Source organism: Paracoccus sediminicola (assembly GCF_027912835.1).
In the GTDB taxonomy this organism is placed as follows: domain Bacteria; phylum Pseudomonadota; class Alphaproteobacteria; order Rhodobacterales; family Rhodobacteraceae; genus Paracoccus; species Paracoccus sediminicola.
Map to the genome: position 1 here is coordinate 2,761,967 of NZ_CP115768.1, position 16,570 is coordinate 2,778,536.

The window sequence follows — 16,570 nt, forward strand, 5'->3', positions numbered from 1 at the left end:
TGCGCACGCACCCATCATGCGACCGCGACCTGATTGGCGGTGTCAGAGGCGGCGGAGTCTGAGGCATTCTCCGGCTCCAGACCGATTTCGGTCAGAAGACGGCGGTTCACCAGATGAACATCGTTGTTCCGGCAGACCCGGCTGCGCGCCTGGGCGCCCATTTTCGGAGCGAGTCCGGGGTCTTCGATAAAGCGGCGCATCGCATCGGCGAGCGCGGCGCTGTCTCCCGTCGGGACGACGAAACCGCCATCGCCATCCCCCACGGTCTCGCCGCAGCCCGGCGCGTCAGTGGTGATGACCGGTCGGGCGCAGGACATCGCCTCGAGTATGGTGCGCGGAATACCCTCGCGAAGCCGCGTCGGAAGCACGAAGACATGAGCCTGCGCGAGATAGGGGCGCACGTCGCGGGTCGCGCCGTGATAGGTAATCTCTCCCGCTTCGTGCCAGATTTGCAGCGTTCCGGCGTCGATTGCGTCGGGATTGCTGTCGGTCGGACCGAGCAGCCCAAGCTTGAATTCGAGACCTTCTGCCCGAAGTCGAGCGGCCGCATCGAGAAGATCGTCCAGCCCCTTGCTACGCAGCATCCGCGCGGTGAACAGAAAGGTGGTCGGGCCGTCCGGCATCGGTGTGGGCACGAAGCGCTGCGTGTCCGCGCCAGATCCGGGCAGGGCTATCATCCGTGCTTCTTCGGGGATCATGCTGAAGCGGAGGAGGTCATGCAAATCCGCAGAGTTATAGTGAAAGCCAAGCCGCATCTTGCTGAGGGCGCGGCGATGCAGCTCGATCGCGACCCGGCGAACGATACGGCGCTTGCCCTTGGGTTCGTCCTCGGAAAAGGCGTAACCGAGTCCGGTAAAAAGCGGATAGCAGCGCGGATGATTTTCCATCTTGGCGGCCATGCTGCCCCAGACGATCGGCTTCATCGTATAGGGCAGGATCACATCGGGCTTGCGGTCGCGGATCAGCTTGCGCAGCGCGACGAGTGTCTTGAGATCCCGCACCGGATTAAGGCCAGTGCGGTCCATTGGCACCGTCAGCGGTTCGATCCCCTCAGCGCGGAGTGTCGCTTCGGTCTCGCTGTCGAAATCGGGTGCCGCCGCCAGCACGTGATGGCCATTCGCGACCATCCGCCGCATCAGCTCGAGCCTGAAATTGACCAGCGACCAAGCCAGCCCGGCAATCACCAGCACAATGCGGCCGGGTGATTGCGCGTTGGCTTCGGCCGGGGCTGTGGCGGTTGCCACCAGCGCGTTCATGCGAAGGCCTTTCCTCGCTCGATCTCCGCCTCGACAGGCGGTCTGCTCAGCTGACGGGACGCGGCCGGCTGCGGTTTGGGGGCAGGGAAGGGGCGCACCTCGGCCTCGGGCAACGCGCCGCCGAAACCCGGGACGAGATCGGCCAGACCGCGACGCACCGACTGTTCATCACCGCTGCGCGCCGAACGTTCCAGCTTGAGCAGTGCCGCACGAAGCCGCGACATCGGGACTGCGTTCGGGATCGCGCAGCTCACACCGGCGAAGCCAGCAGGCTGCACAACCTCCGTGCGGTCAAACAGCTCTTCAAAGAGCTTTTCGCCTGGGCGAATGCCGATGAAGTCGATCTTCACGTCTTTACCCGGTTCCTTACCGGCCATGCGGATCATGCGCTCGGCCAAATCGACGATGCGGACGGGCTGACCCATATCCAGAACATAGATGCGGCCATTATCGTCCCCGCTGCGCAGCCCCTGGGCAGCGGCGACAAGTGTCAGCTCGACGGCCTCGCGGATTGTCATGAAGTAACGTTCCATGTCCGGATGGGTCACGGTCAGCGGGCCACCGCGTGCGATCTGTTCCTGGAACAGGGGGATCAGCGAGCCGGAGGAGCCGAGCACATTGCCGAAGCGCACCGCAAAGAAGCGCGTATCGCAGCCCAGATCGCGGGTAATGAGATCCTGCGCCTGACAGTAGAATTCGGCCACGCGCTTGGTCGCGCCCATAATATTCGTCGTGTTGACAGCCTTGTCGGTCGACACCTGCACAAAGGCTTTCACGCCGACGGAACGGGCCGCGTCGCAGACATTCCGCGTGCCGATCACATTGGTCAGCACACCCTCGCACGGGTTGGCTTCGACCAGAGGCACATGCTTCAGCGCCGCGGCGTTGAACACCATGTCCGGTCGATGTTCTTCGAAGATCGACTGGAGATGCACACGGTCGCGGATGCAGCACAGATGAAGCGCGCGCGGCACGTCGGGGAAATGCCGTCCCAGCAGGCGATCCACCTGATAGGCGTTGAATTCGGAATTTTCGACCAGCACCAGCTCTGCCGGGTTCAGCGAGGCAAGCTGCCTGACGAGTTCGCTGCCGATAGAACCGCCAGCGCCTGTCACCAGCACACGCTTACCGCGATATGTGTCGCGCAAAAGCTGCATCTCAACCCTCTTTTGGGGGCGGGTGAGCACATCCTCAGGATCGATGGTCGCCACATTGCCGCCCATACGGAAGGTCGGCTGTTCTTCGGTCAAGTTGGGCAGCGAGCGCACCTTGATTCCTTGAGCCTCTGCCCAATTGCGCAGCATCTCGATGCCTTCACGATCGAAATGTGTGACGGTTTCGGTCAGCAGAAGGCATCGCGGCAGCTCTTCGGCGGTCATGAGCTTGCGGATGATCGGCTTCGGATCGCGGATCGAGCCGAGGATTGGCACCGAGTGGAACAGCAGATCGGTGCTTTCCATCGAATCGTCGATGATCCCGACGACCTTGTAGGGTGACAGACCTTGATGCACGGCGCGCATGAACAGATCGCTTGTGGCGCCCAGGCCCACCAAAACCACCGGCTCACCCTGCGATGCTATCGCTGCATGACGGCGGTTGCGCCGCATGACCTCGCGCGTCAGCGCCGTGACGCGGGCGCCCACGAACAGGGTCAGCATGATAAGCAGCATGATCGGGAAAGTTGTGACCGGCAGTTCCGGAAGCCAGCCAATCCCGCGCGCCAGGAACCAGCAGGCACCAACCCCGAACAGGCTGCCCGGAAGCAGGGACAAAAGTCCGGGCATGGTCGCGGAATGCCGATGCTGTCGATAGAATCCCGACATGGTCAGGATCGGCATGACGACCAGCAAAGACGCAATGACGAATTCCGGCACGACGGCCAGTTCGGTCGTGCTCAGATGTGCGCCAGACGCAAGAATGACGGCCGAACTCGATGCAATCAGCACCGCGATTGCATCTGCCGCAAATAGTTTACGATTGGCACGAAGTTCAGATCTGATTAGCTGAAAGTTTTTCTGTGCAACAGGCCTCTGTTGCCAAAACTCTACGACATTCGCTAGCATTACCAAGCACCCATTCATGTCCTACAGGAAGACCCCCGGACAACCCCTCACAATAACAGTACAATTTCCCCAACGTGATGATCGCACGTTCTCTATACAAGTAACCCGTTCTTTTGCATAGGTTGCGAAAATAGAGATCCCTATAATTTGATACAAACAATCGTTAAATCAATGGGCGTAACGCCGGAGAATCGCCTTGGTTCACATAACATACGAAGATAGGAAATATTAACCATCTCAACCGTGAGGTGTATTTATGTAAATTAATTCTCTTTAATGCCGAGTATAGTTGGTGCTTCTGATTCAGCACAGCAGCAAATTGCGCACAGGCGGCGAATCGCCTATGCGCAACCATGACGTGACGAATTCTTGACAGATATATTCTAAGCGGAGCCCCAGGCCGCGAAATCCAGCCCCGTCAACTTGCGCAAATCTGAGATTTGCGGGGCGTAGAATTCCGCAAGATCCGCACGCAGCGCCGGGTCGAATGGTGGGTATTTTTCGGGTCGGGCGACGGCGCTGCGGAGCGTGTCGATCACCCTGGTATGACGGATCGGGTCGAGGACCGGTCGCAGCGGAGTCAGTATGCGGCGTAACGAACGCGGCACCCGGGCCGAGCTGGCATCTTTCACGCGCCCTTCGATAGGCGGGGCAAGCTGTTCCGCCAGGCCGAGATGCTCGGAGAATCGTTTGAGCTGGCGCTGCGGCTGCGCGGCAATATCCTCATAGCGCAGCACGAGGATCTGCTCGCGATGGAACAGGTCAAAGAAGCGTTGCAAATGATCGGCATAGCGCCCATCGCTCAGGAAGCGGCCATTCGCCGCGCGGTCCGGATCAAGGTGACGGTTAATGTCACCATCGACCTCGCCCCTGCGAAACAGCATCAGATAATCGGAATAGGCGCGGGCCACCGGGTCACGCAGCTGAAAGATCAGCCTGACATCCGGGATGTGGCGGTGAATGCGCGCCGCGGCGTCGGGCATGGTCAGATAGCTGTTCGACTTCTCGCCCAACAGCACCGCGTCTGGCGCCGGGCCAAGTTCGGCCAGATAAGCCTCCATGCCTTCCTCATAACGGCGCGAGAAGAAATGCGGCTCGTGATTGGGCATCGAAACGCGCGGAGATTGCTGCAAGGAATGTTGCAACCAGGTCGTCGCCGATTTGGCGGCTCCGGCGATGATGAAGTCGGGAAGGCGTGATGAAGCTGTCATGTCTGATCAGTTCTGTGAAAGCTCTGTGTTTTCGGGCAGTCGGGTGGTGATCTCCAACGTGTCGCCGGGATGAAGTTCGGCGCTCGGGCTGACCTCTTGTTCCTGACCGCCGCGGGTCAGCGTGAACACGGGCAGCGGTTCAGCTGTTTCATCCTCATCGGACATGACCACGCCCATCTCGACCTGTAACTGGGATTGCGCGGTCGAGAGCCCAATCTCCGCGTTGGCAATATCGGGTTCGAGCTGCACCAGACGGGCCAGTCGGGATGCAATCGCGTCGGTGGTGATCGTGTCGCGGTCGCGTGCGGCCTGGTTGCGCTGCTCATCCAAAAGCAGCAATGCGGTCTCTATTTCGAGACGCTTCGCCTCAAGCTCGCTTAGCGCCGAGGACAGCGATGTGACCCGCGCATTGACGGCGAGCCCGCGTTCGTTCAGCGATGTGATACTCGCCAATTCCTCGCGCGTCGCCGCAATCTGTTCATCCCGCAGCACAAGCTGCTGATTCAGTCGATCGGCCTTTTCACCCAAAACGACGGCAAGGTCGCTATAGCTGTCAAGGCGCACTTGCCGCGCCTCTCGCTCCGCCTCCTGAAGGCGGCTTTGCACATCGTCCGACCGGGTGACATCTTGAGGGGCCGCGAAAGGCGCGTTTTCCAGTTCGGCCAGCTCCTGTTGGATCCGGGCCTGCTCGTCGCGCAGCGCCCGGAGCTGCGACTGCGCTTCGGTAATTTCGCCAGACAGCACAATGGTGCGGGCGATGTTCTGCGCTGCCGGTGCGCGGAACAAACCGCCTGCCAGCGACAATGCCTGTCGCGCGGTGAGCCCCGGACGATAGCTGACCGCGCCACGCGTCTCGACCGATCCAAGCACATAGACCGGAAGGCTCGACACAAGCTCGATCGAAAGCATAGGCTGTTCGTCGAGCCCGGCGCGCCGGCGCAGAAGTTCGCCCGCCGCGTCGCTCAGCTCGGCCTGCGTCAGCCCTTCGGCGGCCAGCGTTCCGGCCAGAGGCAGATGCAGATTGCCTTCCGGGCTGATGCTGTATTCGCCCGACAGGCCCTGCCATCCGCTCAGGCTGTTCAGCCGAAAATCCCATGTGAGCACACGGACCATGAGACGGTCCTGAGCGTGCAGACGATAGGGCTCTGCCGTGGCGGCGGCAGAGTGGGCCAGCTGGAGTGCGACTGCGACAAGACAGGACCCAAGCCCCGAGCGCGTTGCAGCAAGCCGGTTCTTCACACGCCCTTTCACGCCCGGCGGTCCCCTGCCAGCTCGGCCAGCCAGCTTTCAAGATTGGACAGCCCGTCGCCATCCGCATCCGCCCAAGGATCTGTCGGAATTCTCGGGTCGAGTTCCGGCTGAATGGCTTCGTAGCGATCGGGAAGCAGGTCACCATCGCCGTCAGGCTTGGCGGAAGATGGCAGTATGTCGGGCCAGCCCCCCACCTGATCGGGCCGGTCGATCACCTTTCCGCGACACTCAGTGATATCGGTGATGATCTGCTGGTCGAGCCTGTCGCGATGCGTGTCATCCGGCAGGCGGTCCCCAGCAGTTGTGGCAAGGTTCGTCAGCAACTCGGCGGCAGGCATTGGTGCGACGGTCAGTGAGATCGGGCCCTCGGTTTGCAGCGCCTCGGCCACCGGATCCAGGATCGGAAGCGAGGCCTCGCCATTGCAGCTTCGGGCCTCGTTACCGGATGCCCAGACCCGGATGTCATTCCCTTCGGTGCGGTCGAAAAGTTCCACCGCCGACCGGGCGCGCGGGTTGGTCGACGGGCCGGTCATTGCCAGATTTCCGACATAGGCGATGCGGGTATCCCCAATCAGGTCGTAAAATTCGCCGAACTGGCTGATCGGGTCATAGAAGATATTGTTCACCACTTCGACCGGCCCGATCTCGGTGGCCTTCACATCGGGGTTGCGGTCGCGATGATGTGCAAAAATGTTGCGGATCAGGCTGATACGGCCGCATTCATTGCCCTCGCCTTCCGTCGAACAGATGAGCGCGCCTTTCGAATGCTCGCCCTTTCCGTGATTGGAATCGTCGAGGCTGTAGGCCAGGATACTGTCAGCGAGTGTGATGTCGCGCGCCGTGCTGCGCGAGACATGGATCGCGAATGTCTCGTCGGTGGCGAACATCAGAGACAGGTTTCCCAGATAGACCCGGCTTGAGTTCTCGACCGTCAGCGCATCGATCGTGGTGCTTTTCTTCTGCGCGGGTCCTGGCCGCAGCTTGAGAAAGCGGATCACCACATCCTCCGCATCCTTCACGATCAGCGGGCCATGGGTCGATTCGTCATTGCGCAGCTGAATGCCGTCGCCAGGTGCGGTCTGTCCCGCGATATAGAGGTTTGACCCGGCCATGATCGGCTCTGTCACCCGGATGGTGCCCGAGACGCGAAACACACAGACGCGCGGCACGTCACGTTCTGCGCAGTCGCGCAAGCTGCCCGGGCCGTTCTCTTCCAGATTCGTGACCGCAATCACCTCTCCGCCGCGCCAGCCGCTTGCCGCCGAGCCGTAGCCGATGGCGCCCGGAAAGGCGATGTTGTCCTGCTGCGCCGCAGCGGGCAGGCAAGTTGCGGAGAAGAACAGGGCAAAACTGCCCGCGACACGACGGAAATGACGCGTCAGAACGCCGGCACGCTTAGTAATACCCATATTTGCCACCAAGATTGGTTTGCCTATAGCGGCGGGCATCAATGTCGTTGACGATCGTCCCGGCCAGCCTCACGCCGCTATCTTCCAGGCGTTCGGCGCAGTTGCGCAGGGCGCGCTCGGGCGTTTTCCCCGACCGAACGACGATCAGAGTGGTATCGGCCAGAGCCCCGAGACGAGCGGCGTCGGACACACCCAGAGCGGGCGGCGTATCGATGATGATCATGTCGTATTTGCGGATCAGCTTCGGAAGCACATGTTTTTCGAAGTCCAGCACCATCCGCGGTGTGAGCCTCGATTTCTGCTCGAAGCTCATGAAGTCGAAATTCCGCTCTCCCTCTGCGGGGATGATGGCGTCCTCGATCGGCTGGTCGCCATTCAGCAGCGCGACCACCGAGTTGCGGCGCTGACCGGAAACGCCGACAAGCTGGCTCGCGCCTGCACGCTGCGTGTCGAAGTCGAGCAGAAGGACATCCAGACCGTCCTGTGCGGCGACGGATGCCATCGAGGTCGTGACCGTCGATTTCCCATCATTCGGAAGCGCAGAGGTGACCATCGCCACGCGCGGCGGCTTGTCGTGCGATTCCTGTGTGGAGAGCACGGTCAACAGTGCGCGCATGGCCTCGCTGAATTCCGATCTCGGAAAACGCTTCACAAACCAGGTGGGGCGGTGGCGACGAAACACGCCGCGCCCCGGGATCCGCGGCAGATTGCCAAGATTGGGCAGCTGCGTGATATGTGTCGCCTGCGGGCCGGTCCAGACCTGGCGGCTCATCGTGCTGCGCAGCAGCGCCAGGATAAACCCGAGGATCAACCCGCCCGGAACCGCCAGCGCCATCGTCGTCGGAATATTCGGCCTGAACGGCGCGACCGGAACCTCGGCAACCGTCACCTGCCGGGCATCCGGCTGAACCTGATTGATCTGGGGCTCCAGAACGTTCAGCCGCTCGACCGTGGTCTGATAGCGGGTATTCAGAAGCTCGACCCCCAGGCGCATTCTGCTGAGCTTCAATTCGTTCAGGGTTCGCGCCGACAGCTGTTCTTCGACCTTGGCGAGATCCGATTCCAGCTTCTGACGCTCAGCCGTGTTGCCTTCGTTGCGGCTGTCCATAACCTCGAGAACGGAGGTGATATGCGTCCGCTCTCGACGCAGCCTCTCGGGAAGTTCTTCGTCGTCTAGTACGTTCTCACGAATGAACTCGGCGAGCTGCATCTGTTCCAGCGTCAGCTCTTCGCCGATGGCGTCGACCTGATTGCTGAGATAGCTGATCGACTTCTCGATGGTCTGAGTCTGGCTGTCGACCGAGGAGTTCACGAAGGCCTTCACCACGGCGTTCGCAATCCGCGCAGACAGCTCGGGCGATGTCGCCTCGGCGATGATGGTAATGACGAGGCTCTCGCCCGACCGGCTGGTCCGGTACGAGCTCAGCACCTTATCCACCACCGCGCGCCTGCGTTCCGGCGTGCCGAGCGCGGGGTTCCCCTCGCTTTCAGGCAGGAAGCTCGGGTCCTTGAACAGGTCGAGCCCATCCGCCACACGCTCGGCAAAGTTGCGCGAGCGCAGCCGATCCTCTTCGGTTTCTACCCTTGCGCGTGTGAGGTCATAGACCTCAAGCTGGGTGTTCACCTGACTGATCCGCACTTCGGAGGTGGTCAGCGCCATGGCTGCCTGTGCGCGATACATCGGCGTCTGGCGGGACAGGTAGAAAAAGGTCGCCGCCATCACCAGAATGACGACGGTCAGAATCAGCCATGCGTTGCGGCGCAGAAGCTGAACGAATTCTTCGCTGTCAATCCGCTCGGAACGCGGTGGTGCCGCGCGCATCGCGGCGCGGTGAGGACGGGACGGGCTGTTCATGCGGCCTCCTTAACCGGAAGAACGTCGCAACTGACATGCGCGAAGAAACAGGCTGCGAAGCACAGGCGGCAAGTGTCTGATATCATCAGCGCAGGCGCAACGAGTCGCCGCCCGGCAATTGACAAATTTCCGCGATCACGATGCGATTGAAATGAACAGATCATTTCGAAAACCGGATATCAGATAACAGAACAAGCCTATCGGAGGTAGGGGCCTTACCACCATAAATGGCAAAGTTAATTATAGCACAAGGCATGATAGAATCTTCTAACAAAAATTCATGACTGGTTACAGGGTAGTGATTCCAAGCTAATCGAGAACTGTGTCCATTAAAATAACTATCTTAAAAAGTGGTATATTTTCCGGCACATAAGCGCCGGCCAATGGCTATTTCTGTTGCAAGTGGATGCTGTTGCCGGGTAAATGTGGCATCATAGTCCTGATGTTCCAGGTTTAAATAGGTTGTTGCGTGTCACGGTATCAGGAGCTTCCTCTTACACTGCTTTTGCTCGTTTTTTCGGTGCCGCTTGCGATTGTCGCCGCCGCTATATTGTGGTTCCAGCTCGGCCCTCCGCTGATCTTCAGTCAGATTCGCGCCGGGATGAACGGCAAGACCATCATTGTCAGAAAATTCCGCACCATGACCGACCGGCGCGACGCGGATGGAGAGTTGCTGCCCGACGATCAGCGTCAGACCCGAATAACGCGAATCATCCGCCGCCTCCGCATGGACGAATTGCCGCAGCTTTGGTCGATCCTGCGTGGCGACATGTCGCTGGTCGGCCCGCGACCGCTACTGCCAGCCACCGTCGCGTCTTTCGGTTCACTTGGCGAGTTGCGCAATTCAGTACGCCCCGGCCTGACCGGCTGGGCGCAGATCAGCGGCAATACGCGGCTGAGCAATGCCGAAAAGCTGGCTCTGGATGTCTGGTATGTCACGCATCGCAGCTTCGGAATGGATCTGCGCATCCTGCTGGAAACGGCGATGGTGCCGCTGCGGGGCGAGATTCGCGATGATGATCGACTGCAAGCCGCGATGGACTGGGTCAAACGCCGCTTCGGCAACTGGTTCGAGGTGGTCGCATGAAGACAGCCTTCATCGGCGCGGTCGAAGGCTCGGCGATTGCGTTGCGGTCGCTCTGCGCGGCGGGGCACGCGCCTTCGCTGGTGGTGACCCTGCCGCTGGAAAAATCCGGCGCGCATAGCGATTTCGCGGATCTGGGCCCCATTGCCGAAGAATACGGCATCGATCTGCTTCGCGTTGCGCGAAGCGATGATCCGGCGCTGATGCAGAAGCTTCGGGATATGACGCCCGATCTGGTGATGATCATTGGATGGTCGCAGCTTGTCGGCGCCGATCTGATCGCTCTACCGCGGATTGGGACGCTTGGCTTTCATCCCGCGCCGCTGCCGAAAATGCGGGGGCGGGCGGTGCTGCCATGGCAGATCCTGACGCGGCAGACGCAGGGCGGGTCGACTCTTTTCTGGATCGATGAGGGGATCGACGACGGTCCGATCGCGGCGCAAGCGGTGTTTGACATCGATCCGGACAGGATAACCGTCCGCGAGCTGTATGATCGGGCGGTGACCGAGATGGCAGCGATGCTGCCCGGTTTGCTCGACAGGCTCGCGGCGGGGGAGCGTCCTGCAAGGCCGCAGGATCATGACAAGGCCAGCATTTGCGCGCGCCGGCGTCCCGAGGATGGTGAGATCGACTGGTCTCGCTCCGCGACAGAGATCGAGAGGCTGGTTCGCGCCGTCGGACCACCCTATCCCGGCGCCACCACCCAAACGGCGAAGGCCGAGACCGTCCATGTCACCGGGGCGCGGCTTCACCCACGCGACGGTTATTTCATCGGTCTGCCCGGTCAGATCCAATCTGTCGACGAAAACATTGTAACGGTCATGTGCGGCGACGGGCGCTGCCTCGACCTTCTGGAATGGAGCGGTCCTGACAGGCTGGTCCGCCATGGGATGCTGGGACAGACAAGATGAGCGACGCGCTGAAAAACTACGGTCCGGTGCTGGTCATCGCGCCGCATCCTGATGACGAAATTCTCGGCGTCGGCGGCACCATGGCCCGGCTGTCCGACGCCGGGGCCGAGCTTCATGTTGCCATCGTCACAACCGGACGCGCTCCGCGTTTTCCCGAAGATCAGGTCGCGAAAGTCCGTGCCGAGGCGAAGGCCGCGCATGATTCGCTTGGCGTGACACAGACGCATTATCTCGACTGCCCTGCGGCAGAGCTTGGCGAGTATGCCCATACCGAGCTGAACCGTGCCATCTCTGCGGTGGTGCAGCAGGTCGACCCGCGCACGATTTTCGCGCCGCATCCAGGCGATATCCACCTGGACCACCAGCTCAGCTTTCTTTCGGCCCTTGTGGCGTCCCGGCCCCATCAGCCACGCTATCCGGCCCGGATCTTCGCCTATGAGACATTGTCAGAAACGAATTGGAACGCGCCCTATCTGACGCCCGGCTTTCTGCCGAATCTTTTCATCGACATCTCCGACACGTTACAGCGCAAGCTCGACGCATTCGCTATGTTCGAAAGCCAGCAGAAGCCTGCACCGCATGAACGCTCGGTCGAGGCGCTGAAGGCTCTGGCGACCCTTCGGGGGGCGACAGTGCACCGCCATGCGGCGGAAGGTTTCGTCACGATCAGGATGGTGGAATGAGCATGCAACGCGACGAAACATGGCCGGTCTTCGACGATGAACAGATCGCGGCAGTGACAGAGCTTCTACGTTCGGGAAAGGTCAACGCCTGGACCGGCCCCGATGTTCGTGCGTTCGAGGCTGAATTTGCAGAACACACCGGGACCGCCCATGCGATTGCCATGGCCAATGGATCGGTGACGCTGGATGCGGCGCTGCAGGCGCTCGACCTGCAATCGGGTGATGAGGTCATCGTCACACCCCGTAGCTTCGTCGTCTCGGCGAGCTGTGTGCTGCATGCCGGCGGGCGACCCGTCTTTGCCGACGTCGACCGCAATACGCAAAACATTACGCCCGAAACCATTGCGCCCCTGATTACTGAACGGACGAAGGGAATCATTCCCGTGCATCTGGCCGGCTGGCCCTGTGACATGGCGGGAATCATGACGCTTGCGGAAACCCACGGCATATGGGTGATCGAGGATTGCGCGCAGGCCCATGGTGCGCGGATCGGGGATCGGCCCGTTGGCGGTTTCGGAACACTCGGCTCCTATTCCTTCTGTCAGGACAAGATCATGTCCACCGGCGGCGAGGGAGGCATGATCGTGACCGACGACGAAGCGCTTTACGACAGGATCTGGAGCCTCAAGGATCACGGCAAGGACCGCTCTCTGGTGTTCGCGCCGGACCCGCCGCCGGGCTTTCGCTGGTTGCACGCCAATGGCACCGGCACAAATCTGCGGATGACCGGCCCATCGGCGGCAATCGGGCGTGTGCAGCTTCGCAGACTGCCCGAATGGCGGGCGGCGCGGGCACGCAATGCGCAGCGGCTGGCCTCGATCCTGAGCGAAGCGTCGTCACTGCGGATTCCGGTGCCACCCGATAATGTGACCCACGCCTGGTATCGCTTCTATGCGTTTGTCCGGCACGATCGCCTTGCAAAAGGCTGGGACCGCGACCGCATTCTTCAAGCGTCGGCGGCGCAGGGTCTGCCGGTGTTTTCCGGCAGCTGTTCAGAGATCTACCGTGAAGAGATTTTCTCCGATCCGGACCATCACCCGGTGGCCCCACTGCCAGTCGCGCAGGAGCTTGGCGAAACCAGCCTCGCCTTTCTGGTCGACCCCACATGGCGCGATGAAGAGCTCGATCATGTCGGCAACACGCTGCTCGAGATTCTCTCGGATGCGGCGGTCTAGGGGCATCGACATTGCGAGACCTTCGCGGCCCTGCGCCGGAGGCCAAGCCCATGGATAAACCCCGGGTCATAGGTGCGCGGCGGGTGATGATCTGCACCGCCGACACCGCTCTGACCGAGAGGATCGGCAAGGCGCTGTCCGGACGCGGCTTTACAGCAACGAGCGCCGCCGATGCCGACAGCGTGTTGTTCCAGCTGAACGTTGCGCCGCCTGACGCGATGCTGTGTGACCAGTCCCTGCCGGGGCACGAGGGCATGGCGCTGACCCAGATGATCCGGCGAGAGCGCCCGGATCTCGCGGATATGCCCATCATCGTCATGTCCGATTTCGGAGAGCCTGCGGATATCGTCGCCGGCAAGATGGCGGGTGCGGATGATTATCTGGCAAAGCCGCTCGACACCGAGCTGCTTGCCGCCTCGCTCGAATCTCAGCTCAGGCTGGTGTCACGGTTGCGGGCGATGCAGGCCGCGGCGACCATCCCGACTCGCGGCGCGCCGCAACTTTCGGCATTTCACGCATTACTCGACCGGCTTGCCTTTGGGGTGGTGCTGTATGATCTGCACGGACAGCCGATTTTTATGAATCTTATCGCCCGTCAACTGTCGCGGGCAAACGTCGCGAAAATCCGGGTCTGGGTGTCTCGTCTGGCCGCGCAATCGGTGCGCGAGCCAATGCTACCCGACGAGCATGTTCTGGATTTCCGCATGATCCCCGTGGGTGCCTCACGCGGTAATTCCGCTCAGCATCTCTTCGTGGCGACGCTCGATCTGTCGGAAAGCAAAGATGCGACCACGATTTTCGCGGCCACGATCTTCGCGTCATCTCATGTCGGCTTGCTGGGAAGCGAACTGGTCTCTGACGCAATCGGGCTGACGCCAACCGAATCGCGTTTGGCGGGTCATCTGGCTGAAGGATTGCGGCTCGATCAGATCGGCGAGACGATGGGGATCGCCAAGCCGACGGTGAATTATCACCTGCGCAACATCTATCAGAAAAGCGGTGCGTCCCGGCAACCGGAACTGATCAACATGCTGCGCGCCGTGCATCTTGTCGGGCCGGCCTCGGGCGAGACCACCTCACGTGCCTGAACGACGCGCGAGTTTATCGTAGATCTCGGTCATCTGCGAAATATGGCGTTCTCGACCGTATTTCTGATGCGCTTCGTTACGCGCGGTCCGGACGATGCGGTCGTATAGCTGGGGGTCGCTGGCCAGTCGCAGGGTCGGCCCGACAAAAGCGGCCGGATTCTCGGCCTCGACCAGAAAGCCGTTCTTGCCATCGACGATCGCCTCTGGGTTGCCGCCATGTGCGGTGGCAATGACGGGCGTGCCGAGATGCATCGATTCGATCAGAGTGCGACCGAACGGTTCGTTGATGGCGGTCACAAGATAAATATCCACCGCGGCCATATATCCGGCCAGCGGATGGCGGAAGCCCATCATGTGAATGTTTTCGGTGATCCCAAGCTCGGCGGCTCGGCTCAGGCATAGCTGCTTTTGCGTGGGATCGGCCTCATCGACACTGCCGAAGAGCAGGCCGTGCACCGGGCGTCCGGGCATGGCCCGTGCAATCTCGGCCACCGCCTCGACAAATCGGACCGGCTTCTTGCGATCGACCAATGTTCCGAACCAGCCGAGCAGAAGCGTTTCCTCTGGCAGGCCCAGCTCGGATAACAGCTTGCTGCGGGATTCTTCCTTGTCGGGGATGTCAGAGCTGAAGTCGAAGGGGCTCCGCACGACCGTAAACCGTCCCTCGACCGGGCGCACCGGCCTTGCCGGGTGCGAGAAGTGGGATACGCTGACGATCTGATTGGTGAACAGGGGCGCGAGTTTGTTGATGCCGAATGCGCGCGGATCCTGACGATGATGCCAGAGATGTTTGCGCCCGGCCATGCGGGTCGGAATCACCCAGTTCGTGTGGATGCGCCCTTCATTCGTGTGCACGATCTGCGGGTCGAGGCGCCGGATCTCCCGGACCATCTGACGTGACAGAGACATCAGATAGCGCGCGACGCCCACATCTCCGTCACGCGGATAATTCGGTGTGCGCATCAGGGGCAGGTCCTCGGCAACCTCGAAAGAGAGTCCGAGATCGCCGATATACTCGCCAACGATGCCGGGCTGGCGATGAAGGAGGATCTTGGCGCGGTATCTATCCGGGTCGAGTCCGGTAATCAGGCTGAGCACAGAGACGTGACTTCCCCCAAGCCCGGTGTCGCCAGCAAAGGGATACAGTATCGTGATGGGCGGCATGCAAACCGTTCTCGCTAAGGGCCGATAATAATTAACAATTTCGGCGCAAACTCAATACGTTATCCCCTCCTAGCACGATTCCGGAACATTACAAAGGCTCTTGCTGGATATGGTTACGCGACGCATAATCGCGGCTGTGATTTCACGATCCGGCGGAAGATTTGAGACGATTGGCCCTAGCGACAGGCGCGTCCGACGCGATCACCGCGCCGAAGGAAAGCTTCTGGCGCGCCGACCTGATTCTGGTCGGGATCACGGTGTTCCTGTCCCCGATGAACTATTTTCGGGCAGATTTCGCCTATATCACGCTCGGTGACATCTTTGCGCTGCTGACCTGTTCGATCATGTTCATGCGCGGGCTGCTGCCGCTGCATCCGTTGGGCCGAGCGACTGCGGGATGGCTCATCAGCGTGCTGATGCTGGCCTCGGGCCTTCTGCTCGGCTCCGCCATGAACGGCGATCTGCTGACGGGTATCATCGTTGTCGGTCAGTATTGCTTTTCGCTGATCCTGCTTCCGCTGATCGTCATGCAGCGCAGCCGCGACGAGGTGGTGTTGCTGGTTAAGATCTTCGTCCTCTCGATGGTCGTGGTCATGGTCCACGGGGCCTGGGCCGTCAGCTATACCCCCGAAGATCTGCGCTTCGTCAGCCGGAATGGCCGTCTCGCAGGGCTTGTCGAGCGCGAGAACGCGACGGCTGCGCTTGCGGCGGTCGCGATCACCTTTACCCTCTGGCTTTACTTTATCAGCGAGCTACGGTCGTGGCTGCTGCCGCTTATCATGGTCCCGCTTGTATGGGGCCTGCTTCTGACCGGATCGAATTCCGGCTTTCTGCTGACCGCGATCGGCATCTCTTTCCTGACGCTGTTCAGCGGCGCGCTTCGGGTGTGGATCGGCATGACGATCGGCACTGCGCTGTTCATGTTCGCCATCTATCAATGGGGCGAGCTGTTCCTGCCTGAGGTTTTCATGGAACGCGTCTTCGGTGCGCTTGAAAGCGGCGATGTCAGCGAGGCAGGCACATTCGAGGACAGGCTGGAGCTCATGCGCGAAGCCTTCAGCCTGACCCGAAACACGATCTTTCTCGGGCTCGGGGCGGACCAGTATCGGACCGTCAGCATCTTCGGGGCGCCGGTCCACAATGTCTATCTGCTGTTGCTGGCCGAGGGCGGGCTGATCAGCCTGCTGGGCCATCTCGGGCTTCAGGTCACCAGCGTGTTCATTGCCTGGCCGGTCTGGCTGTCGCGCGGCACTCGCTGGTTCGGCGTCCTTACCATCACGGCCACGATCATGCTCGCCTTTTCGCAGATGGGCATCACCCATTACTACGCCCGGTTCTGGGTCATGCCCTGGCTTCTGGCCATCGCGGCGAGCGTTGCAGTGATGCGCGAGGAAGAGGAAAGCGCCTGAGGCGTGGCACC

13 protein-coding genes are annotated in these 16,570 nt (G+C 61.0%); 6 read left to right on the forward strand and 7 right to left on the reverse strand.

Annotated features, from left to right (window positions below; all coding sequences use genetic code 11):
- Positions 1-14 precede the first annotated feature (14 nt).
- From PAF18_RS13605 to PAF18_RS13630, 6 genes are all read right to left on the reverse strand, one after another.
- Positions 15-1,256, reverse strand: coding sequence for a glycosyltransferase family 4 protein (locus PAF18_RS13605; protein ID WP_271116237.1), 1,242 nt, complete (start codon positions 1,254-1,256; stop codon positions 15-17).
- Positions 1,253-3,202 (reverse strand): polysaccharide biosynthesis protein, encoded by a 1,950-nt coding sequence (locus PAF18_RS13610; RefSeq protein ID WP_271116238.1) that lies wholly within the window; start codon positions 3,200-3,202, stop codon positions 1,253-1,255. Before PAF18_RS13610 ends, PAF18_RS13605 begins: the two co-directional genes overlap by 4 nt.
- A gap of 500 nt (positions 3,203-3,702) precedes the next feature.
- Positions 3,703-4,530, reverse strand: coding sequence for a sulfotransferase (locus PAF18_RS13615; RefSeq protein WP_271116239.1), 828 nt, complete (start codon positions 4,528-4,530; stop codon positions 3,703-3,705).
- A 6-nt stretch (positions 4,531-4,536) separates the two neighbouring features.
- Positions 4,537-5,781, reverse strand: a complete 1,245-nt coding sequence (locus tag PAF18_RS13620; RefSeq protein WP_353620661.1) for a polysaccharide biosynthesis/export family protein — start codon at positions 5,779-5,781, stop codon at positions 4,537-4,539.
- Positions 5,778-7,190 carry a pectate lyase family protein gene (locus tag PAF18_RS13625; protein ID WP_271116240.1) on the reverse strand — a complete coding sequence of 471 codons (1,413 nt, stop codon included), beginning with the start codon at positions 7,188-7,190 and terminating at the stop codon, positions 5,778-5,780. Before PAF18_RS13625 ends, PAF18_RS13620 begins: the two co-directional genes overlap by 4 nt.
- On the reverse strand, positions 7,177-9,045 hold the full coding sequence (locus PAF18_RS13630) for a GumC family protein (protein WP_271116241.1): 1,869 nt from the start codon (positions 9,043-9,045) through the stop codon (positions 7,177-7,179). Before PAF18_RS13630 ends, PAF18_RS13625 begins: the two co-directional genes overlap by 14 nt.
- A gap of 469 nt (positions 9,046-9,514) precedes the next feature.
- On the opposite strand from PAF18_RS13630, the gene PAF18_RS13635 reads away from it, so the two are divergent.
- Genes PAF18_RS13635 through PAF18_RS13655 form a run of 5 tightly spaced genes read left to right on the forward strand, consistent with a single transcriptional unit; the run spans position 9,515 to position 13,986 of the window.
- Entirely contained in the window at positions 9,515-10,132 is a 618-nt protein-coding gene (locus PAF18_RS13635) for a sugar transferase (protein ID WP_271116242.1), read from the forward strand.
- Entirely contained in the window at positions 10,129-11,040 is a 912-nt protein-coding gene (locus tag PAF18_RS13640; protein WP_271116243.1) for a methionyl-tRNA formyltransferase, read from the forward strand. Before PAF18_RS13635 ends, PAF18_RS13640 begins: the two co-directional genes overlap by 4 nt.
- The gene (locus PAF18_RS13645) at positions 11,037-11,723 is read left to right on the forward strand and encodes a PIG-L deacetylase family protein (RefSeq protein ID WP_271116244.1); all 687 of its coding nucleotides are present in this window, start codon (positions 11,037-11,039) and stop codon (positions 11,721-11,723) included. Before PAF18_RS13640 ends, PAF18_RS13645 begins: the two co-directional genes overlap by 4 nt.
- Positions 11,720-12,898 (forward strand): DegT/DnrJ/EryC1/StrS family aminotransferase, encoded by a 1,179-nt coding sequence (locus tag PAF18_RS13650; RefSeq protein ID WP_271116245.1) that lies wholly within the window; start codon positions 11,720-11,722, stop codon positions 12,896-12,898. The genes PAF18_RS13645 and PAF18_RS13650 overlap by 4 nt, the downstream gene beginning before the upstream one ends.
- A gap of 50 nt (positions 12,899-12,948) precedes the next feature.
- Complete coding sequence (locus PAF18_RS13655) at positions 12,949-13,986, forward strand: response regulator (protein WP_271116246.1); 1,038 nt, start codon at positions 12,949-12,951, stop codon at positions 13,984-13,986.
- On the opposite strand, the gene PAF18_RS13660 is transcribed toward PAF18_RS13655, so the two are convergent.
- On the reverse strand, positions 13,975-15,150 hold the full coding sequence (locus PAF18_RS13660; RefSeq protein WP_271116247.1) for a glycosyltransferase family 4 protein: 1,176 nt from the start codon (positions 15,148-15,150) through the stop codon (positions 13,975-13,977). The genes PAF18_RS13655 and PAF18_RS13660 overlap by 12 nt on opposite strands.
- 161 nt (positions 15,151-15,311) lie before the next feature.
- Here PAF18_RS13660 and PAF18_RS13665 point away from each other — a divergent pair, with 161 nt between their 5' ends.
- Positions 15,312-16,559, forward strand: coding sequence for an O-antigen ligase family protein (locus PAF18_RS13665; RefSeq protein WP_271116248.1), 1,248 nt, complete (start codon positions 15,312-15,314; stop codon positions 16,557-16,559).
- Positions 16,560-16,570: the final 11 nt, after the last annotated feature.

Coding starts and splice junctions, on each gene's coding strand:
- PAF18_RS13640 (WP_271116243.1), top strand. CDS start 10,129: ATGAAGACAGCCTTCATCGGCGCGGTCGAAGGCTCGGCGATTGCGTTG.
- PAF18_RS13605 (WP_271116237.1), bottom strand. CDS start 1,256: ATGAACGCGCTGGTGGCAACCGCCACAGCCCCGGCCGAAGCCAACGCG.
- PAF18_RS13615 (WP_271116239.1), bottom strand. CDS start 4,530: ATGACAGCTTCATCACGCCTTCCCGACTTCATCATCGCCGGAGCCGCC.
- PAF18_RS13650 (WP_271116245.1), top strand. CDS start 11,720: ATGAGCATGCAACGCGACGAAACATGGCCGGTCTTCGACGATGAACAG.
- PAF18_RS13645 (WP_271116244.1), top strand. CDS start 11,037: ATGAGCGACGCGCTGAAAAACTACGGTCCGGTGCTGGTCATCGCGCCG.
- PAF18_RS13660 (WP_271116247.1), bottom strand. CDS start 15,150: ATGCCGCCCATCACGATACTGTATCCCTTTGCTGGCGACACCGGGCTT.
- PAF18_RS13655 (WP_271116246.1), top strand. CDS start 12,949: ATGGATAAACCCCGGGTCATAGGTGCGCGGCGGGTGATGATCTGCACC.
- PAF18_RS13625 (WP_271116240.1), bottom strand. CDS start 7,190: ATGGGTATTACTAAGCGTGCCGGCGTTCTGACGCGTCATTTCCGTCGT.
- PAF18_RS13630 (WP_271116241.1), bottom strand. CDS start 9,045: ATGAACAGCCCGTCCCGTCCTCACCGCGCCGCGATGCGCGCGGCACCA.